The following is a 19340-nucleotide window of genomic DNA, read 5'->3' as shown; positions in this document are numbered from 1 at the left end:
GATGCCCTCACCCCGGCCCTCTCCCACAGGGAGAGGGAGAAAACGCCACCGGGCAAAAAACTACGATGCCGCAATAAACAGATCCCGCAGCTGATGCAGCTGATCGCGGATTTGCGCGGCCTCTTCGAACTCCAGGTTCTGCGCATGCTGCATCATCTGCCCTTCCAGCTCGTGGATCTTCTGCTGCAACGCTTTCGGCGTCAGCGCGACGGTATCCTCTTCCACCACTGAACGGGCCTTGCCGCGGCCTTTCGCTTTGGTCTTCGCAATGTTCTGACCCAGCGCCAGGATATCCACCACCTTCTTGTTCAGCCCCTGCGGCGTAATGCCGTGCTCTTCGTTGTAGCGCTGCTGCTTCTCGCGACGACGTTCCGTTTCGCCAATCGCTTTGGCCATCGACGGGGTGATTTTATCCCCGTACAGGATCGCCTTGCCGTTGACGTTTCGCGCGGCGCGGCCAATGGTCTGGATCAGTGAGCGCTCGGAACGCAGGAAGCCCTCTTTGTCCGCGTCCAGAATCGCCACCAGCGACACCTCCGGCATATCCAGCCCTTCTCGCAGAAGGTTAATACCGACCAGCACGTCGAACTCGCCCAGACGCAGATCGCGGATGATCTCCATACGCTCCACGGTATCAATATCCGAGTGCAGATACCGCACCTTCTCGCCGTGTTCTTCCAGATACTCCGTCAAATCTTCCGCCATACGTTTGGTGAGCGTGGTAACCAGCACGCGCTCGTTGATGGCGGAACGGGCACGTATTTCCGAGAGCAGATCGTCCACCTGCGTCGCCACCGGACGCACCTCGATAATCGGATCCAGCAGCCCGGTCGGACGCACCACCTGGTCCACCACGTCATCACCGGATTTTTCCAGCTCGTAGTTGCCCGGCGTGGCCGATACGTAGATGCTCTGCGGAGCAAGCGCCTCAAATTCTTCAAACTTCATCGGACGGTTGTCCAGCGCTGACGGCAGTCGGAACCCGTACTCCACCAGCGTCTCTTTACGCGCGCGGTCACCGCGGTACATCCCGCCGATCTGGGGGATCGTAACGTGGGATTCATCGATCACCAGCAGGCCGTCCGCCGGAAGGTAGTCAAACAGCGTCGGCGGCGCTTCGCCCGGCCCGCGCCCGGAGAGGTAGCGCGAGTAGTTTTCGATGCCGGAGCAGTAGCCCAGCTCGTTCATCATCTCCAGATCGAACTGGGTACGCTGGCTCAGGCGTTGCTCTTCCAGCAGCTTATTGTTCGCCAGCAGCACCTTGCGGCGGTCCGCCAGCTCAATTTTGATCTCTTCCATCGCCTGCACGATACGCTCGCGCGGCGTCACGTAGTGCGTTTTCGGGTAGATGGTGAAGCGCTGGATCACCGACTCGACGTGACCGGTCAACGGATCGAACAGCGACAGGCGTTCAACCTCTTCGTCGAACAGCTCCACGCGCAGCGCCATATCGTCCGACTCCGCCGGGAAGATATCAATCACCTCGCCGCGCACGCGGAAGGTCCCGCGCTGGAACGCCTGATCGTTACGGGTGTACTGCAACTCCGCCAGACGGCGCAAAATCGCCCGCTGATCGATGATCATCCCCTGCGTCAGGTGCAGCATCATCTTGAGATAGAGATCCGGGTCGCCCAGGCCGTAGATCGCCGACACCGAGGCCACCACCACCACATCACGACGCTCCAGCAGCGCCTTGGTCGCCGACAAACGCATCTGCTCGATATGTTCGTTCACCGAGGCATCTTTCTCGATAAACGTGTCGGAGCTGGGAACGTAGGCTTCCGGCTGGTAGTAGTCGTAGTAGGAGACGAAATACTCCACCGCGTTTTCCGGGAAGAACTCTTTCATCTCACCATACAGCTGCGCCGCCAGCGTTTTGTTCGGCGCGAGGACCATCGTCGGACGCTGGAGATCGGCAATGACGTTGGCAATGGTGAAGGTTTTGCCCGAACCGGTAACCCCCAGCAGGGTCTGGTGCGCCAGCCCGTCTTCCAGCCCCTCTTCCAGGCGACGAATAGCCTCGGGCTGATCCCCGGAAGGACGGAAAGCAGAATTCAGTTTAAACGGTTTACTCATGGGCGACGACCTGATGACAGAATAAGCGGCAGGTGAGTAATTTTACTCGTTGTGGCCAGGATTGCCAGTAAAAAACACTGGATGAAAAACCAGTAGCGTGTCAGGATATTTAGCGTAGCGCAGAGAGGATTAGCGCGTTCGCGAGCCAAATTTCGACTGTGACAAAATAAAACACCAGCCTCAGGGGGTTATCCCCAGAACTATTACTTTTTTAACATTTGTCAAGGGCGGTTATGAAAGTTTTATGGCAACAGGTGTCGCTGGCGTTGAGGGAATTGCTTTTATCTAATTCGTTAAAAAATAAAGACTAATTTATTAAGCCGCGTTTCGCATCAATTTGGTCGTAACCCGCGTATTCTCTCGCTTATCGCGTGTTTTCTAACTCTAATGCACAAGGTTATCCACAGGAATAGTGGATAACTGCCTCCAGCCCGTACAGCATGCACTCCAGCAAATTCCCGGTTTTTCCCACGAAGCGGCAGTAAAAAATTTTTATCACTCTTTTTTGCCTGGAAAACGTTCATTTTTTCATAAGCGACTGGCGAGATCTTAATCACAATTCTGTCATTTCTCCTGCACCACGATTCGACATGCGCAGCACCGGGAGTGTGCATTTCGTATAAACGTTCAGCTTTTGATAGTGAGTTATTCCTAAAAATGGCCTTTTTTTAATCATTCTGAAGTTCCTGGCAGGCGTTTTGCAGACATCACTCTGTGCATCACCCCACACATTTTTAAGGAGAGAAAGATGTTGAGTCTGCGTGCTGTAAATCAGTTTTACGGAAGCCAACATACGCTATGGAACGTGAATATCGATTTCCCGCAAGGCATCTGTACGGGCATTGTTGGCCTGCCTGGGATGGGTAAATCCACGCTTATGAACTGCATTACCGGAAAGGTGCCCGTCGAGAGCGGCACCATCATCTGGCATGAGGCTGGCGCGCCGCCGCGTAATTTGCTCAGCCCTGTGTCAGCATTCCCGGCGCCGCCGACGATAGGCTACGTCCCGCAGGATCGGCGAATATTTTCCCAGCTGACCGTCGATGAAAATCTGCATATCGCTATGCGGGCGACGGGGAAACCCGACCCGGCATCAAAAAGTGACGTGTATGCCCTGTTTCCGGAGCTTTATCCGCTGCGACAGAGCCGTGCCTCTGCGCTGTCCCCTGACGACCAGTATCAGCTGGCCCTCGCCAGTGCGCTGGTTAATCGCCCGCGCGTGCTGATTCTGGATGAGCCCATGTATGGCGCAGGGCACGGTTTCGCGCGCAGGCTGGGGCAGCTGCTGGTGCGGCTGAATCGGGAGCTGGGAATGACGGTGCTGTTAGCGGAGCAACAGCTGTCGTTTATCCGCCGGGTAGCGGATCGTTTCTGCATGCTCTATCGGGGTCGTAACGTGGCACAGGGCCACGTTAACGAGCTGGATGACGATCTTATTGCGCACTGGATGGCGCGGGACATAAGGCGCTAAGGTCAAGATAGCGTCCGGTTTCCGCCTGCTCTGCGCCGTCGGCAAGCCACGGGATCTCGCCGAGAAACGGCGCAGGCAGCACCCGCTTCAGCGTCGCCAGATACTCAGGATGGCGTTTTCCCGGCGCTACCACGTCATTGGCAATCCACCCTGCCAGACGCAACCCGGCCTGCTGCACGGCCTGAGCGGTCAGCATAGCGTGATTGATACAGCCAAGCTTCACGCCGACCACCAGAATGACCGGAAGCTGCTCGGCCTGCACCCAGTCAGCAAATGTCTGCTCGTCGGACAGCGGGGTAAACCAGCCGCCAGCCCCCTCCACCAGCACCCAGTCGGCCTGCATTTCAAGAGCGCGTAACCCGCAAGAGAGCACCGAAAAATCAATCGGACGATCTTCATCGGCGCTGACGATGTGCGGCGAGGTGGGTTCAGCAAAGGTATAGGGGTTCACCGCAGAATAGGCCAGCGCAAGGCTGCTGTTACGCTGAAGCGCCAGCGCATCGGTATTGCGTAAGCCTTCCGGCGTCATCTCGCTGCCGGAGGCTACGGGTTTATACCCGGCCGTTGTTTTCCCCAGCAGACGCGCCGCCTGCAACAGCGCGGCGCTGGCAACCGTTTTACCGACTTCAGTGTCCGTGCCGGTAACAAAATAACGTTCAGTCACGTTCAATAATCCCATGAAAAAGATGATAAGAGAGCGGGAATCGGCCCCGCTCCTGCGGCCAGGCCAGCTCGAGACGCTGGAGTTGGCCGCGGGTAAGGGGTCTCTTCTCCCGTCCGGCGTGCAGGTGCGTCGCGCCTATGCCCTTAAGCGATCGCATGGCGCTTAACGCATCGCTAAATTCGAGGGTGACGGTCTGGACCACGCTGCGATAGCGCCAGCCTGCCAGCGCCTGAGTGACCTGTTCGTGTGAAAGAAACCGGTTGGCGTGCGGCTGCGCATCCACTGCCTTCCACGCCTGATTCAGCTCTGGCAACGAACTTTCCAGCAGGGTGGTAAAGGCCACCGCTCCGCCGGGCCGCGCCACGCGGTATAGCTCGCGTAAGGCCTGCGGCAGGCTGGCGCACCACTGCACCGCCAGATGGCTCCAGACGAGGTCAAACAGCGCATCCTCCAGCGGGATGGCCTCAATATCGGCCACCAGATAACGGTCTGCTGACTGCTGCTGGCGGGCCTCATCCAGCATCTGCGCGGATAAATCCAGCGCCGTGACGTGGCTACCCGTTGCACGCCAGTAGCGGCTATTGCCGCCTGGCCCGCAGCCAGCGTCGAGCACCTGCGCAAAACGCCCCTCACCGAGCGCGGCCAGCAGCCCGCGGGCGCTCAGGCGTTGCAGCTCATCGTGCTGTGAATAGCTTTGCGCTGCCCGGCCAAACGCGGCGGCAACGGCCTGTTTATTGACGGGAGACATACAGTGCCTCCAGAAGCGTATCGATATCCTGAGGCTCGTGCGCTGCGGTGAGCGTCAGACGCAAACGCGCGGTGCCTGGCGGCACGGTGGGTGGGCGGATCGCCGTGACCCACTGCCCGCGTTCTCGTAACGCCTGTGCCAGCATCACCGCCCGAGGGTTCTCACCCACAATCACGGGCTGAATGGCGCTGTGCGAGTCGGTAAGCCGGTAAGACAGCTCGCTTACCCCCCGGCGAAAACGCTGAATATGGTCGGCCAGCCGCGCCCGGCGTTCAGCGCCGTCTTCGCCGCGGATCACCGCAAGCGACGCAGAGAGCGCCACGGCCTGCGCCGGGGGCATGCTGGTGCTGTAGATCAGGTGCCGGGCGAACTGCACCAGGTAATCGGCCACCGGCTCGCTGCACAACACCGCCGCGCCGCTGACGCCGAAGCCTTTGCCGAAGGTGACCACCAGCAGTTCCGGCCTGACGCGTTGCTGGTGCGCGCTTCCGCGCCCCTCCTCGCCGGTGACGCCAATGCCGTGGGCATCGTCGACCAGCAGCCAGGCGTTCTGCTGCTTTGCGACGTCATGCAAGGTGGCAAGGGGCGCGCTGTCGCCGTCCATGCTGAATACCCCTTCCGTCACCGCCAGCTGAAGCCCTGAACAGGGTTTACCCAGCAGGACGTTCAGCTGAGAGGCATCGTTATGGGCAAAACGCCGCAGCTGCGCCGGGCTGAGACTGGCCGCTTCAAGCAGGGACGCGTGGCTCAGGCGGTCCGCGACGATGCGGTCATCTTTGCCCATCAGGGCGGCAATCACCGCCTGATTCGCGGCAAAACCGGAGATAAACAGCAGCGCCCGCGGGTACCCCAGCCAGTCGGCCAGCTCTTCCTCCAGCGCGTGATGCGCCGTGGTGTAGCCGCTGACGTGCCCGGAGCCACCGCTACCCACGCCGTAACGATCCGCGCCCTGCTGCCAGGCGCGAACGATCTGCGGGTGCTGGCTCAGGCCCAGATAATCGTTGCTGGAGAAATTACAGAACCGCTCTCCTTCCCGGGTGAGAAAACGGCCTGCACCGTTTTCCACGACCCTGCGTACCCGAAACGCATCCGCTGCCCGCCGCTCGTCGAGCGCGGTCCTGATACGTGCCTGCCAGGTCATACGGCTGCCGCGTTGTAGAACTGGTCGGTGTCGGCGTTGAAAATCTGCTGCTCCAGCTGCTGCTGTTGCTCGTTATCCCCCGCCTGTACCCCGGTCTGGTGTGGGTTCAGCCCCAGCTTGCGGAACAGCTGGACATCTTTGTCCTCTTCCGGGTTTGGCGTGGTCAGCAGTTTGCAGCCGTAGAAGATGGAGTTGGCCCCGGCCATGAAGCACATCGCCTGGGTCTGCTCGCTCATCTGCTCGCGACCGGCAGAGAGGCGAACGTAAGAGGTCGGCATCATGATGCGCGCCACCGCGATGGTGCGGATGAAATCGAAGGCATCCACGTCCTCGTTATCCGCCAGCGGCGTCCCTTTTACCTTCACCAGCATGTTGATGGGCACGCTTTCCGGCGGGGTCGGCAGGTTTGCCAGCTGTAACAGCAGGCCGGCACGATCTTTTACCGTCTCGCCCAGTCCCACGATCCCGCCGGAACAGACCTTGATCCCCGCATCACGCACTTTATCCAGCGTGTCCAGACGCTCCTGATAGGTGCGCGTGGTGATGATGTTGCCGTAGAATTCCGGCGAGGTATCGAGGTTGTGGTTGTAGTAATCCAGCCCCGCCGCCGAGAGACGCTGCGCCTGCTCCTCGTTCAGCGTGCCCAGGGTCATACAGGCTTCAAGCCCCATCTCCTTCACCCCCTTCACCATCTGCTCCAGATAGGGCATGTCGCGGTCATGCGGATTTTTCCACGCCGCGCCCATGCAGAAGCGGGTCGAGCCAGCGTTTTTGGCTTTGCGCGCGGAGTCGAGCACCTGCTCGACTTCCATCAGGCGTTCGGATTCGAGACCGGTTTTATAGCGCGCGCTTTGCGGGCAATATTTGCAATCTTCCGGGCAAGCCCCGGTTTTGATCGACAGCAGCGTGCTGACCTGAACATGACGCGGATCGAAGTGCTGGCGGTGCACCTGTTGCGCCTCAAACATCAGCTCCAGAAAAGGTTTGTTGAATAATTCAGTGACTTGCGACATCGTCCAGCGTGCGTGGTGAGCCATCGGGCTTCTCCAAAGGGTTTTGTTAATTGTCGGTTCGGTTTATACTTGTAAACCTAAAACTTTTCAAAATGGTTTACAAGTCGATTATGACCCAGGACGATCTCGCCTTCGACAAGCAGCATATCTGGCACCCTTACACCTCCACGACCCGCCCCCTTCCCGTCTATCCGGTAGCCTCTGCCCACGGCTGCGAGCTGCATCTCGCCAGCGGCGAGCGGCTTGTTGACGGGATGTCCTCCTGGTGGGCGGCGATCCATGGCTACAACCACCCGCGACTGAACGCGGCGATGAAAGCGCAGATTGACCAGATGTCACACGTGATGTTTGGCGGGATCACGCATCAGCCCGCGGTGGATTTATGCCGTCGCCTGGTAGCGATGACGCCTGAATCGCTGGAGTGCGTTTTCCTGGCCGACTCCGGCTCGGTGGCCGTGGAAGTGGCGATGAAAATGGCGTTGCAGTACTGGCATGCGAAGGGCGAAACGCGCCAGCGGTTCCTTACCTTCCGCAACGGCTATCACGGCGACACTTTCGGCGCGATGTCGGTATGTGATCCGGACAACTCCATGCACAGCCTGTGGAAAGGCTATCTGCCGGAAAACCTGTTTGCGCCAGCCCCGCAGAGCCGCTTCGACGGCGAATGGAACGAGATGGACATGGTGGGCTTCGCGCGGCTGATGGCGGCCCATCGCCACGAGATTGCCGCCGTTATTCTCGAACCGATTGTGCAGGGCGCGGGCGGAATGCGGATGTACCATCCCGAGTGGCTGAAGCGCATTCGGAAGATGTGCGACCGCGAAGGGATCCTGTTGATTGCCGATGAGATCGCCACCGGCTTTGGCCGCACCGGGAAATTGTTCGCCTGCGAGCATGCGGGGATCGCGCCGGATATTCTGTGCCTGGGGAAAGCGCTCACCGGCGGCACCATGACGCTCTCCGCCACGCTTACCACCCGCCAGGTTGCCGACACCATCAGCGACGGCGACGCGGGTTGCTTTATGCACGGCCCGACGTTTATGGGCAACCCGCTGGCCTGCGCCGTGGCAAGCGAAAGCCTCGCCATTCTGGAGAGCGGCGCGTGGCAGACGCAGGTGGCGGCGATTGAGGCGCAGCTGAAGCAGCAGTTAAGCGCGACGGCGGAGGCGGAATACGTCGCGGACGTCCGCGTACTGGGCGCCATCGGGGTAATCGAGACAACGCATCCGGTGAACATGGCCGCATTGCAGCGCTTCTTCGTTGACCAGGGTGTGTGGGTGCGGCCTTTCGGTAAGCTGATTTACCTCATGCCGCCGTACAGCATTTCTGCGGATCAGCTCCGCAAGCTGACCGGGGCAGTGGTTAAAGCCGTTACCATTTCAGCGCATTTCACGATTTAACCCCATGCGTTACACTTTCTGAATGAGTGAGTAACGAGGAAAATCGGATGAAAATCATCAGTAAAGATTTGCGCGACGGCGAAAAGCTGCCGGAACGTCACGTATTTAACGGGATGGGTTATCAGGGGGATAATATCTCTCCCCATCTGGCGTGGGACGATGTGCCAGCGGGAACCAAAAGTTTTGTTGTGACCTGCTACGATCCGGATGCGCCAACCGGGTCGGGCTGGTGGCACTGGATCGTGGCAAACCTGCCCGCCGACACGCGCGTGCTGCCGCAGGGCTCCGGTTCCGATCTGGTTGCTCTACCCGACGGTGCGATTCAGACGCGCACGGACTTTGGCAAAGCGGGCTACGGCGGCGCGGCGCCGCCAAAAGGGGAAACGCACCGCTATATCTTCACCGTGCACGCGCTGGATGTGGACAAGATTGAGGTCGACGAAGGGGCGAGCGGCGCGATGGTAGGCTTTAACGTGCATTTCCATTCGTTGGGTAGCGCGTCGATTACGGCGATGTATTCGTAATCGTGCGGCTGATGCCCTCACCCCGGCCCTCTCCCACAGGGAGAGGGAGAAAACCTAACAATTCCCTCTCCCTGTGGGAGAGGGTTAGGGTGAGGGTAAAAATCACAGCACGGAAGGCAATAGCCCCACCAGCCGTCCTTCCTCCAGAAGCTGCATCGCCTTATCAATATCCGGCGCAAAGAAGCGGTCGTCATCGTAGTGCGTAACGTGCTCGCGCAGCGTATGACGCGCCTGCTCCAGCAGCGGGCTGGATGTTAGCCCTTCACGCAAATCAATACCCTGACACGCCGCCAGCCACTCCACCGCCAGCACGCCGCGGGTGTTAGAGGCCATCTCCCAGAGGCGACGCCCGGCAGCCGGGGCCATCGAAACGTGATCTTCCTGGTTGGCTGAGGTTGGCAGGCTGTCCACGCTGTGCGGATGCGACAGGGCTTTGTTCTCGCTTGCCAGTGCCGCGGCGGTGACCTGGGCGATCATAAAGCCCGAGTTCACGCCGCCGTTGCGCACCAGGAATGGCGGCAGCTGGGACATGTGCTTATCCATCATCAGCGCGATTCGACGCTCAGACAACGCCCCGATTTCGGCAATCGCCAGGGCGATGTTATCAGCGGCCATCGCCACCGGCTCGGCGTGGAAGTTACCGCCGGAGACCACCTCGTTTTCCTGGGCAAACACCAGCGGGTTGTCGGACACCGCATTGGCCTCCACCAGCAGCACTTCTGCCGCCTGGCGCAGCTGCGTCAGGCAGGCGCCCATCACCTGCGGCTGACAGCGGAGGGAATACGGATCCTGCACCTTCTCGCAGTTGTGATGCGAATCGGCAATGTCGCTGGTATCGGTAAGTACGTGGCGGTACATGGCAGCGGCATCAATCTGACCGCGCTGACCGCGCACCTCGTGGATGCGGGCATCGAACGGACGACGCGAGCCGAGCACCGCCTCAGTGGTCAGTGCACCGCACACCACCGCGGAGGCGAACAGATCTTCCGCTTCAAACAGACCGCGCAGCGCGAAAGCGGTCGACGCCTGCGTGCCGTTGAGCAGCGCCAGCCCCTCTTTTGCCGCGAGGGTGATCGGCGTTAACCCGGCTTTTTTCAGCGCCTCTTTCGCAGGCAGCCACTCCCCTTGCCAGCGCGCCTGGCCTTCACCCAGCAGGAGCAGCGACATATGCGCCAGCGGCGCCAGATCGCCGGAGGCGCCGACGGAGCCCTTCGCCGGGATCCACGGATAAACTTCTGCATTGACCAGCGCCATCAGCGCCTGGATCACGCTCAGACGAATGCCGGAAAACCCACGCGCCAGGCTGTTGATTTTCAACACCATCATCAGGCGGACGATCTCATCGTCCAGCGGCTGACCGACGCCCGCCGCGTGCGACAGCACCAGCGAACGCTGTAAATTCTCCAGATCGTGCGTGGCGATGCGGGTCTGCGCCAGCAGGCCAAACCCGGTGTTGATGCCGTAGGCGGTGCGCCCCTCCGCCACAATCGCCTCCACGCAGGCCACGCTGTCGTTAATGGCGCGGTGGGCGCTTTCATCAAGGGAGAGTGTCACCGGCTGACGCCAGACGTGACGCAGCTGTTTGAGCGTCAGCGAGCCGGGAGTAAGTGTTAACGCGTTCATGCAGGCTTTCCTTGTGTGGCGGGGATCATCGGCAGGTTCAGGCCCTGCTCTTTGGCACAGTCAATGGCAATCTCGTAACCCGCATCCGCGTGACGCATCACGCCAGTTGCCGGGTCGTTGTGCAGCACGCGAGCGATACGCGCCGCCGCTTCATCAGTTCCGTCACAGACGATGACCATCCCGGAATGCTGGGAGAAGCCCATCCCGACGCCGCCGCCGTGGTGCAGCGATACCCAGGTCGCGCCGCTGGCGGTGTTCAGCAGGGCATTCAGCAGCGGCCAGTCGGAGACCGCATCCGAGCCGTCGCGCATGGCTTCGGTTTCACGGTTCGGACTGGCGACAGAGCCGGAGTCCAGGTGGTCGCGGCCAATGACGATCGGCGCGGAGACTTCGCCGCTGCGCACCATTTCGTTAAAGGCGAGGCCGAGTTTTTGCCGCCACTCCAGCCCGACCCAGCAGATACGCGCCGGTAAGCCCTGGAAATTAATGCGCTCGCGCGCCATATCCAGCCAGCGATGCAGGTGTTCGTCGTCGGCGACAATCTCTTTCACTCTGGCGTCAGTTTTGTAGATATCCTCCGGGTCGCCGGACAGGGCAACCCAGCGGAACGGCCCGATGCCGCGGCAGAACAGCGGACGAATATAGGCGGGCACGAAGCCGGGGAAGTCAAAGGCGTTATTCACACCCATCTCTTTCGCCATCTGGCGGATGTTATTCCCGTAATCAAAGGTCGGAATACCCATCTTACTGAAGGCCAGCATCGCGGAGACGTGTTCCGCCATGGCGCGTTTAGCCGCCAGTACCGTGCCCTCAGGATCGGTTTCCGCTTTTTGCTGGTAGTCTTCCCACGTCCAGCCTTTTGGCAGATAGCCGTGAAGCGGATCGTGAGCGCTGGTCTGGTCGGTGACCAGATCCGGACGCACGCCGCGCGCCACCAGTTCCGGCAGAATATCCGCCGCGTTGCCGCACAGGGCAACCGACACGGCTTTGCCTTCAGTAGTGTACTTTTTGATGCGCGCCAGCGCGTCATCGAGGTTGTCGGCCTGTTCATCGACATAGCGGGTACGCAGACGGAAATCGATGCGGCTCTGCTGGCACTCAATGTTCAGGGAGCACGCACCCGCCAGCGTCGCGGCCAGCGGCTGCGCGCCGCCCATGCCACCCAGTCCGGCGGTGAGCACCCAGCGGCCTTTCAGTGAGCCGTTATAATGCTGACGGCCCGCTTCCACGAAGGTTTCATAGGTGCCCTGCACAATCCCCTGGCTGCCGATGTAGATCCAGCTGCCCGCGGTCATCTGGCCGTACATGGCCAGCCCTTTTGCGTCCAGCTCGTTGAAGTGTTCCCACGTCGCCCAGTGCGGCACCAGGTTGGAGTTGGCAATCAGCACGCGGGGCGCATTTTTATGGGTTTTGAATACGCCAACCGGTTTGCCGGATTGCACCAGCAGCGTTTCGTCGTTTTCGAGATTCGTCAAAGACTCGACAATCGCGTCATAGCACGCCCAGTTGCGTGCGGCGCGGCCAATGCCGCCGTAGACCACCAGCTCGTGGGGATTTTCTGCTACCTCAGGATCAAGGTTGTTCATCAACATGCGCAGCGGTGCTTCGGTGAGCCAGCTTTTTGCGGTGAGCGTGGTGCCGCGCGCGGCGCGGACATCCTGCTTGCGGTATTTATCTGACGACATTGTGTGTTCCTCATAGGGACAGGTAATGCATTTAGATATACTTGTATAGACAAGCACACACAAGGTCGGATTTAACAAAAAAGATACAATTTTGCTATATTGCGTTAGCGATCACGCTTATAAAACTTATGACATAAAGTGGCCCTGCAACCGGTAGCGATTCCCCGGGAACAGCAGCTTCGCATGCGAAACAATTTGCGAGGACGACCAGGTACGACGGCGGATCAGCAGGCAGGGATCGTGCTCTTTAATACGCAACAGCTCGCACTCCTGCGGCGTGGCGCGCACGGCTTCCACGATATGCTCCCCTTCCGTTAGCGGGGCGACGAGCGAGAGATACGCATGCGGTGTGGTTTGGGTGTAATCCTGGTTCAGGTAGTCCGGTATCCGCTCCGCGTTGACGCAGCGATCTTCAATCTGGACCGGAATGTCGTTCTCATAATGCACCATCACCGAATGGAAAATCCGGGTGCCCTCGGTAACGTTCAGCTCGATGGCCTGTTCGGCGCTGGCCTGCGTCTCTTCAAGCACCAGCACCTCGCAGTGGTGCTGATGGTTACGGGCGGCAATTTCATCGGCAATGCTGCGGATTTCAAACAGCGCTGACTGTCCTTTTGGCTCCGCCACAAATGTCCCGACCCCTTGCAGGCGCACCAGCAACCCTTCATCGGTCAGTTCACGCAGTGCGCGGTTGATGGTCATTCGGCTAAAGCCAAACTGCGTCACCAGCTCGGCCTCGGACGGAATGCGGTCGTGCGGGCGCCAGACGCCGGCGGCGATTTTTTCGCTGATCGCCTGCTTCACCTTTTCGTAAAAAGGTGCGGGAGGGCTCGGCTGCGGCAGGGGCGAGCGTGAAAACATCATGACTCCTTGAATGTTGTTATGCCCACCAGTGAGCAATTTGCCAGGCCAGTCGGGCGGCGAGCTTCGCCCCCTGTCCGTCCCGATCGTAGTGCGGATTAAATTCCACCAGATCCGCCGCCTGTAGTTTACCGCTTCGGCAGATACGCTCAATCACCGGGAACAGATCCAGCGCCGGGATCCCCAACGCCGCAGGGGCGGACACGGCAGGCATTTCTGCGGCGGGCAGCACATCCAGGTCAACGGTGAGATAAACCCGGTCTGCCTGCGCAAGCACGCTATCCAGCGCGGATAGCGCATCCCGGCGAAAATCGAGATCTTCAACCAGCGTCACGTTCAACCGCTCAGCTTCCTCCCACAGCGCCTGAGTATTCGCCGCACGGCTTACCCCCAGGCATGCGTAGTGAAACGCCCGCGACTGAGACGCGCAGTAGTGCGCCAGCTGGCGGAACGGCGTGCCGGACGTTGCCCGTTCGGCCTTGCGTAAATCGAGGTGCGCATCCAGGTTGATCACCGCAATGCGATCGTTCGGAAAGGCGTCCAGCACGCCGCGCCCGTGCGCCCAGGCGGTTTCATGTCCACCGCCGAAAACCAGAGTACGCATCCCGGATTGCTGGCACGCGGTTATGGCCTCGCTCAGCGCCTGCTGTGCCGCCTCCAGCGCGTCGCCTTCAACATAAACAGAACCCATATCCACGAGGCGCGCATGCCCATGATGGCTCGCCATATTCGCCAGCGCGCCGCGCAACACATCGGGCGCCTGTGCAGCACCGGGCCTGCCCTGGTTACGCTTAACCCCTTCATCACATTCAAAGCCCAGCAGGGCAATGCCTGACGGCACGGGAGAAAAGTGTTCGCGCTGCTGTATGGTCTGGAAGAGACGTTTCGCGGTGCTGGACTCGGCGCTGTCGTCACGCCCTTGCCAGACCTGCGGAGAGACGGGATGCCACAGTTTCATGCTACCTGCCCCCGAAACACGCGTTGATACAAAGGATTCCGCCCCGGCTCGTAAACCATCTCAACCGGATGATTCGCCTCCCAGACGACGAAATCAGCCACATAACCGGGCTTTAACTGCCCGTGCGTCGCACCACGTCCTAGCGCCTGCGCCGCATGCCGCGTCACGCCAGCCCAGGCCTCTTCCGGCGTGAGGCCAAACTGGACGCAGGCCATGTTCATTGCCAGATGTAGGCTGGCAAACGGGCTGGTGCCCGGATTGTAGTCGGTAGCCACCGCCATCGGCACGCCCTGCTCTCTGAGCTGCGCCACCGGTGGACGCTGGCGCTCCTGAAGAAAATAGAACGCGCCGGGGAGCAATACCGCCACCGTGCCGCTTTGCGCCATCGCCTGAATACCTGCATCATCGAGATACTCAATATGATCGGCCGACAGCCCTTTATACTGGCTGACCAGCGCCGCGCCGCCGAGATTCGACAGTTGCTCTACATGCCCTTTTACCGGGATCCCGAGCGCGGCGGCGGCCCGGAACAGGCGCTCGGTTTGCGCCGGGGTAAAGCCGACGTTTTCACAAAACACGTCCACCGCTTCAAATAACTCTTTTTGCCACAGCGTGGGCATGATCTGCTCACAGACCAGCGTCAGATAGGCATCCGGATCCTGTCGGTACTCGGCAGGAACGGCGTGCGCGGCCAGCAGCGTCGGGCTGATATCGACCAGATTATTCAGGCTGAGCTGGCGGGCAACCAGCAGCATTTTCTCTTCGGCTTCGGCATTCAGTCCGTATCCTGATTTGATTTCAACGGTCGTTACGCCTTCATTCATCAGCCGCTGGAGTCGCTGCTGCGCCACCCTCAGGAGCGTTTCCGGCGAACTGTTGCGGGTGGCCGTGACCGTGGCGTTAATTCCGCCGCCCTGCGCGCTAATGGTCTGATATGACACGCCGTTAAGCCGTTGCTCCCATTCCGCTGCGCGATCGCCGCCGAACACCAGATGGGTGTGGCAATCGATCAGGCCGGGGGTAACCAGACGCCCGTCGAGATCGACACACTGACGATGCCCGGAGGGGATCTCGGATTCAGGAATCACGGCCAGAATCGTCTGGCCGCGCACAACGAGGGCATGTTGTTCTCTCAGGCCGTAGGGTTCCGCCTCACCTGTCGCCAGGGTTGCCAGTCGCGCATTTCGCCATATCACATCATCGGGATGAAGCTGCTGCATGTGCCTTCCATTTGTCATGGGTTGTATAGACATTTATTTTCATCTGCCGCCTGCTGTCAACCGCATTGGGGGAAAATGTTATTTATTTGTGATGACTTTCCCGTCGCCTGCGGGCAAAAATGCAACTTTTCCGGTTTTTATCTTCCCGTTTCGCTCAACTTAGTATAAAAAAGCAGGCTATTTCGTCTATCCAGATAAGACTTGCATACCCAGGAGCATTACCTTGAATATTTCCAGGATTTCCCGTCTGGCGTTGGCACTCGCCTTTGGCGTGACTTTATCCGCTTGCAGTTCAACACCACCGGATCAGCAACCTTCTGAGCAGGTTGCTCCGGGCACCGCTTCCCGTCCGATCCTGTCAGCGGCTGAAGCGAAGAACTTCACCCGTGAGCACTATTTCTCGGCGATGGATCCCAATGCAGCCCCGTGGACGCCTTCTTCTATTAACCTGCCTAAACAGCCAGACTTCGTTGTCGGCCCGGCCGGGGCGCAGGGTGTAACTCACACCTCTATTCAGGCAGCCGTTGATGCGGCAATCACCAAACACAGCGCATCTCGTCAGTACATTGCCATCCTGCCGGGTGAATACGAAGGAACCGTTTATGTTCCGGCGGCACCGGGAAGCATTACGCTTTACGGCCTGGGCGAAAAAGCGGTCGATGTAAAAATTGGCCTGGCGATTGATTCAGAGATCGACAGCACCACCTGGCGCCATCTGGTGAACCCGGCCGGTAAATACATGCCAGGTAAACCGGCGTGGTATATGTTTGATAACTGCCAGCGCAAGCGTGCCGCCACCATTGGCGTGATGTGTTCGGCGGTATTCTGGTCACAGAACAATGGCCTGCAATTGCAGAACCTGACCATTCAGAACACCCTGGGCGACAGCGTTGACGCAGGTAATCATCAGGCCGTGGCGCTGCGTAGCGATGGCGACAAGGTACAGATTAACAACGTCAATATCCTGGGCCGCCAGAATACCTTCTTCGTGACCAACAGCGGCGTGCAGAATACCCTTCAGAACAACCGTCTGACGCGTACTCTGGTCACCAACAGCTACATAGAAGGCGACGTGGATATGGTCTCCGGCCGCGGCGCGGTGGTATTTGATAATACCGACTTCCGCGTAGTGAATTCACGTACGCAGCAGGAAGGTTACGTCTTTGCCCCGGCCACGCAGTCTAACCTGTTCTATGGCTTCCTGGCCGTGAATAGCCGCTTTACTGCTGCTGGCGATGGCGTGGCGCAGCTTGGTCGCTCTCTGGACGTGGACTCCGCCACTAACGGCCAGGTCGTGATCCGCGACAGCGTGATTAACGAAGGCTTTAACATGGCGAAACCGTGGGCGGATGCGGCGATCTCGAAACGTCCTTTCTCCGGCAACACCGGCACGGTGGATGATAAAGACAACGTGCAGCGTAACCTGAACGACGCTAACTTTAACCGCATGTGGGAATACAACAACCGCGGTCTGGGTAGTAAAGTGGTTGCTGAGCCGAAGCAGTAAAATGCCTGCTGCCGGGTGGCGGATGCGCCTTACCCGGCCTACCTCATGCATTAACCGCGCATAAAAAAACCTCGCATTTGCGAGGTTTTTTTTCGTCTACGGATCAGTGAGCGTTAATCACAACCCACATCGGCCCTTGTCCGACCGCATAGCGTCCTTTCTCTTCCAGCAGACCCTGCACGCCCTGGATTTCATAGAGCGCGATGTGGTGGGATTTCTGCCCCGCCGCAATCAGGTATTTGCCGCTGTGATCGACATTAAAGCCGCGCGGCTGGGTTTCTGTCGGCTGGAAGCCTTCAACTGCCAGAACGCTGCCGTCTTCAGAGACGCTGAAGATGGTGATCAGACTGGAGGTACGGTCACAGGCATACAGGTGACGGCCATCCGGCGTAATGTGAATGTCTGCCGCCCAGCGTGTGTCGGAGAAATCAGATGGCATCATGTCCAGCGTCTGTACGCACTCGATCTGTCCATTAGGATCGTTCAGTTCCCACACGTCTACCGAGCTGTTCAGCTCGTTAACGACATAGGCATACTGCTGATTCGGGTGGAAGACCATGTGGCGCGGGCCTGCGCCTTCCACGGTGGTGACTTCCGCCGGGCTCTGCGCGACCAGATGGCCGTCATCGCTCAGGGTGAACAGGCAGATGCGGTCCTGCTTAAGCGCTGGCACCCACAGCGTGCGGTTATCCGGCGAAATGTTGGCGGAGTGGCAACCTTCGAGCCCTTCTACCACGTCGACGGTTTCAACGGGAATACCGTCTTCCAGGCGGGTGACGCTCACGCAGCCTGCATTGTAGGAGCCGCTGAAGATAAAGTTGCCTTTATGGTCAGTGGAAATATGGGTTGGACTGCCCGGCAGCGGGGCTTCTGCGGTATAGGTCAGCGCGCCGTCATCCGGGGAGATGCGGTATGCCAGCACGCGGAATTCCGGGCGCACGCCGACATAAAGAAAACGTTTATCCGGGCTGACGACCATCGGCTGCACCTGGCCTGGCACATCAACAACCTGAACCAGCGTAAGCGAACCTTCTGTATTCAAACGCCAGACATGGATCTGCTGACTTTCAGGACTGGCGGTATAAACGGTTTGTTTCATGAATACTCCTGATTATTTTTAACGGTGAATGCTGAATTGTAGTCCGGGATTTTGCAGGGTTCCGCTCTCGGTGTACCATCCCGACAGACCTTAAATTCAACATTAACCCGGAAGAAAAAATGACCTCGCGAGTGATTGCCCTGGATTTAGACGGAACACTGCTTACCCCTCAGAAAACCCTGCTCCCCTCTTCCCTTGAGGCCCTCAAACGAGCCCAGGAAGCGGGGTATCAACTTCTTATCGTAACGGGTCGACATCACGTAGCCATTCATCCTTTTTATCAGGCACTGGGCTTAGATACACCTGCAATTTGTTGTAATGGCACCTATTTGAATAACGGCTAATGTAAACAAACAAATTCTTCACACACAAAAGCGGCCCCCTATCGCTGTTCCAGTGCTCAAAAACTCACTTCACCTTGTTTCGTCGTAGCCGTAAAGCGGTGTACTATCGGAAAAACTACATACCAAAACCAGGTGAATCAATACATGAACTATCAGGTAATCGCCCTTGATCTGGACGGCACTTTATTGACGCCAGAAAAAACAATTTTACCAGCCTCACTATCTGCCTTACAGAATGCCCGTAAATCCGGGGCAAAGGTTGTCATCGTTACCGGACGGCACTTTGTAGCCATCCATCCTTTTTATCAGGCATTAGCTTTGAATACACCAGCAATATGTTGCAATGGTGCTTTATTGTACGATTACACCGTAAAAAGAGTGATTGCTTCAGATCCATTACAACCAGAACAAGCTTCACAATTAGTTGACCTACTTGATAGTTACAATGTTCATAGTCTGATGTATGCCGATGATGCCATGTTCTACCAAAATCCAACTGGGCATATTACCCGTACAGAAAATTGGGCTAAATCGCTTCCAGAGTCACAACGTCCAATCTTCAAACAAGTACCCTCTCTTCGTGAAGCATCTCAGAACGTTGATGCAATCTGGAAATTCGCCCTTACTGATTCTGATACTGAAAAACTATATAGCTTTGGTCAGATTGTAGAGCGTGAGCTTGGCCTTGCTTGTGAATGGTCTTGGCACGATCAAGTAGACATAGCACAAGCCGGAAACAGTAAGGGTAAACGCTTGGCACAGTGGGTAGAATCACAAGGTATATCTATGAGCCAGGTAATAGCCTTTGGTGATAATTTCAACGATCTAAGTATGTTGAAGAATGCTGGCTTGGGTGTTGCTATGGGTAATGCTGTTGATGAAGTAAAAGCCTGTGCTGATTTAGGGAAGGTGCGAACAAGTCCCTGATATGAGATCATGTTTGTCATCTGTAGCCATGGAACAGGGTTCATCATGAGTCATCAACTTACCTTCGCCGACAGTGAAT

The 19340-nt window shown here is 58.4% G+C and carries 16 protein-coding genes and 1 pseudogene; 6 read left to right on the top strand and 11 right to left on the bottom strand.

What is annotated here, in order from left to right:
* Positions 1–60: 60 nt before the first annotated feature.
* Positions 61–2076, bottom strand: a complete 2016-nt coding sequence (uvrB, locus tag ACOTW6_RS15320) for an excinuclease ABC subunit UvrB (RefSeq protein ID WP_213788869.1) — start codon at positions 2074–2076, stop codon at positions 61–63.
* A gap of 748 nt (positions 2077–2824) precedes the next feature.
* On the opposite strand from uvrB, the gene ACOTW6_RS15315 reads away from it, so the two are divergent.
* The gene (locus ACOTW6_RS15315) at positions 2825–3547 is read left to right on the top strand and encodes an ABC transporter ATP-binding protein (RefSeq protein ID WP_062932164.1); all 723 of its coding nucleotides are present in this window, start codon (positions 2825–2827) and stop codon (positions 3545–3547) included.
* Here the strand turns inward: ACOTW6_RS15315 and bioD are convergent.
* From bioD to bioB, 4 genes are read right to left on the bottom strand one after another with little or no spacing between them, the layout of a single operon-like run.
* Positions 3510–4211, bottom strand: coding sequence for a dethiobiotin synthase (gene bioD / locus ACOTW6_RS15310; protein ID WP_062932310.1), 702 nt, complete (start codon positions 4209–4211; stop codon positions 3510–3512). The two genes, ACOTW6_RS15315 and bioD, sit on opposite strands and share 38 nt — an antisense overlap.
* Complete coding sequence (gene bioC / locus ACOTW6_RS15305) at positions 4204–4959, bottom strand: malonyl-ACP O-methyltransferase BioC (protein WP_062932165.1); 756 nt, start codon at positions 4957–4959, stop codon at positions 4204–4206. Before bioC ends, bioD begins: the two co-directional genes overlap by 8 nt.
* Complete coding sequence (bioF, locus tag ACOTW6_RS15300) at positions 4943–6100, bottom strand: 8-amino-7-oxononanoate synthase (protein ID WP_062932166.1); 1158 nt, start codon at positions 6098–6100, stop codon at positions 4943–4945. Before bioF ends, bioC begins: the two co-directional genes overlap by 17 nt.
* Positions 6097–7137, bottom strand: a complete 1041-nt coding sequence (gene bioB, locus ACOTW6_RS15295; protein ID WP_017384942.1) for a biotin synthase BioB — start codon at positions 7135–7137, stop codon at positions 6097–6099. The genes bioF and bioB overlap by 4 nt, the downstream gene beginning before the upstream one ends.
* A gap of 86 nt (positions 7138–7223) precedes the next feature.
* Between bioB and bioA the strand changes: the two genes are divergently transcribed.
* Both bioA and ACOTW6_RS15285 read left to right on the top strand, forming a co-directional pair.
* Positions 7224–8513, top strand: a complete 1290-nt coding sequence (gene bioA / locus ACOTW6_RS15290; RefSeq protein ID WP_407057590.1) for an adenosylmethionine--8-amino-7-oxononanoate transaminase — start codon at positions 7224–7226, stop codon at positions 8511–8513.
* Positions 8514–8560: 47 nt separating this feature from the next.
* Entirely contained in the window at positions 8561–9037 is a 477-nt protein-coding gene (locus tag ACOTW6_RS15285; RefSeq protein WP_003858531.1) for a kinase inhibitor, read from the top strand.
* A 102-nt stretch (positions 9038–9139) separates the two neighbouring features.
* Here the strand turns inward: ACOTW6_RS15285 and hutH are convergent, their stop codons facing one another.
* The 5 genes from hutH to hutI all read right to left on the bottom strand — a co-directional run bounded on the left by hutH (position 9140) and on the right by hutI (position 15384).
* The gene (hutH, locus tag ACOTW6_RS15280; protein ID WP_047053065.1) at positions 9140–10660 is read right to left on the bottom strand and encodes a histidine ammonia-lyase; all 1521 of its coding nucleotides are present in this window, start codon (positions 10658–10660) and stop codon (positions 9140–9142) included.
* Positions 10657–12345: a urocanate hydratase gene (hutU, locus tag ACOTW6_RS15275; protein ID WP_045906626.1), complete on the bottom strand. Its 1689-nt coding sequence runs from the start codon at positions 12343–12345 to the stop codon at positions 10657–10659. Before hutU ends, hutH begins: the two co-directional genes overlap by 4 nt.
* Positions 12346–12471: 126 nt before the next feature.
* Positions 12472–13206, bottom strand: a complete 735-nt coding sequence (locus ACOTW6_RS15270) for a histidine utilization repressor (protein ID WP_047053063.1) — start codon at positions 13204–13206, stop codon at positions 12472–12474.
* A gap of 19 nt (positions 13207–13225) precedes the next feature.
* The gene (gene hutG / locus ACOTW6_RS15265; RefSeq protein WP_213788871.1) at positions 13226–14164 is read right to left on the bottom strand and encodes a formimidoylglutamase; all 939 of its coding nucleotides are present in this window, start codon (positions 14162–14164) and stop codon (positions 13226–13228) included.
* On the bottom strand, positions 14161–15384 hold the full coding sequence (hutI, locus tag ACOTW6_RS15260) for an imidazolonepropionase (RefSeq protein ID WP_047053059.1): 1224 nt from the start codon (positions 15382–15384) through the stop codon (positions 14161–14163). The genes hutG and hutI overlap by 4 nt, the downstream gene beginning before the upstream one ends.
* A gap of 223 nt (positions 15385–15607) precedes the next feature.
* On the opposite strand from hutI, the gene ACOTW6_RS15255 reads away from it, so the two are divergent.
* Positions 15608–16891, top strand: coding sequence for a putative acyl-CoA thioester hydrolase (locus tag ACOTW6_RS15255; protein ID WP_213788872.1), 1284 nt, complete (start codon positions 15608–15610; stop codon positions 16889–16891).
* Between the two features lie 103 nt (positions 16892–16994).
* Here ACOTW6_RS15255 and pgl read toward each other — a convergent pair whose 3' ends face one another.
* Entirely contained in the window at positions 16995–17990 is a 996-nt protein-coding gene (pgl, locus tag ACOTW6_RS15250) for a 6-phosphogluconolactonase (protein ID WP_015571095.1), read from the bottom strand.
* A gap of 119 nt (positions 17991–18109) precedes the next feature.
* On the opposite strand from pgl, the pseudogene ACOTW6_RS15245 reads away from it, so the two are divergent.
* Positions 18110–18322: pseudogene (locus tag ACOTW6_RS15245) on the top strand (HAD-IIB family hydrolase); the annotation flags it as partial.
* 156 nt (positions 18323–18478) lie between these two features.
* Entirely contained in the window at positions 18479–19261 is a 783-nt protein-coding gene (locus ACOTW6_RS15240) for a pyridoxal phosphatase (protein WP_421766265.1), read from the top strand.
* The last annotated feature ends 79 nt before the right edge of the window (positions 19262–19340 follow it).

Source organism: Enterobacter cloacae complex sp. IR5403 (genome assembly GCF_049238705.1).
GTDB classification, from domain to species: domain Bacteria; phylum Pseudomonadota; class Gammaproteobacteria; order Enterobacterales; family Enterobacteriaceae; genus Enterobacter; species Enterobacter hormaechei_C.
The sequence above is the reverse complement of the archived record's forward strand: the minus strand, read 5'-3'. Positions and strand labels throughout refer to the sequence as shown.

Bases quoted from the DNA above. Each gene is read 5' to 3' on its own strand.
- bioC (WP_062932165.1), bottom strand. From the start codon at position 4,959: ATGTCTCCCGTCAATAAACAGGCCGTTGCCGCCGCGTTTGGCCGGGCA.
- bioA (WP_407057590.1), top strand. From the start codon at position 7,224: ATGACCCAGGACGATCTCGCCTTCGACAAGCAGCATATCTGGCACCCT.
- ACOTW6_RS15315 (WP_062932164.1), top strand. From the start codon at position 2,825: ATGTTGAGTCTGCGTGCTGTAAATCAGTTTTACGGAAGCCAACATACG.
- hutH (WP_047053065.1), bottom strand. From the start codon at position 10,660: ATGAACGCGTTAACACTTACTCCCGGCTCGCTGACGCTCAAACAGCTG.
- bioB (WP_017384942.1), bottom strand. From the start codon at position 7,137: ATGGCTCACCACGCACGCTGGACGATGTCGCAAGTCACTGAATTATTC.
- hutU (WP_045906626.1), bottom strand. From the start codon at position 12,345: ATGTCGTCAGATAAATACCGCAAGCAGGATGTCCGCGCCGCGCGCGGC.
- ACOTW6_RS15240 (WP_421766265.1), top strand. From the start codon at position 18,479: ATGAACTATCAGGTAATCGCCCTTGATCTGGACGGCACTTTATTGACG.
- hutI (WP_047053059.1), bottom strand. From the start codon at position 15,384: ATGCAGCAGCTTCATCCCGATGATGTGATATGGCGAAATGCGCGACTG.
- ACOTW6_RS15270 (WP_047053063.1), bottom strand. From the start codon at position 13,206: ATGTTTTCACGCTCGCCCCTGCCGCAGCCGAGCCCTCCCGCACCTTTT.
- pgl (WP_015571095.1), bottom strand. From the start codon at position 17,990: ATGAAACAAACCGTTTATACCGCCAGTCCTGAAAGTCAGCAGATCCAT.
- uvrB (WP_213788869.1), bottom strand. From the start codon at position 2,076: ATGAGTAAACCGTTTAAACTGAATTCTGCTTTCCGTCCTTCCGGGGAT.
- hutG (WP_213788871.1), bottom strand. From the start codon at position 14,164: ATGAAACTGTGGCATCCCGTCTCTCCGCAGGTCTGGCAAGGGCGTGAC.
- ACOTW6_RS15285 (WP_003858531.1), top strand. From the start codon at position 8,561: ATGAAAATCATCAGTAAAGATTTGCGCGACGGCGAAAAGCTGCCGGAA.
- bioF (WP_062932166.1), bottom strand. From the start codon at position 6,100: ATGACCTGGCAGGCACGTATCAGGACCGCGCTCGACGAGCGGCGGGCA.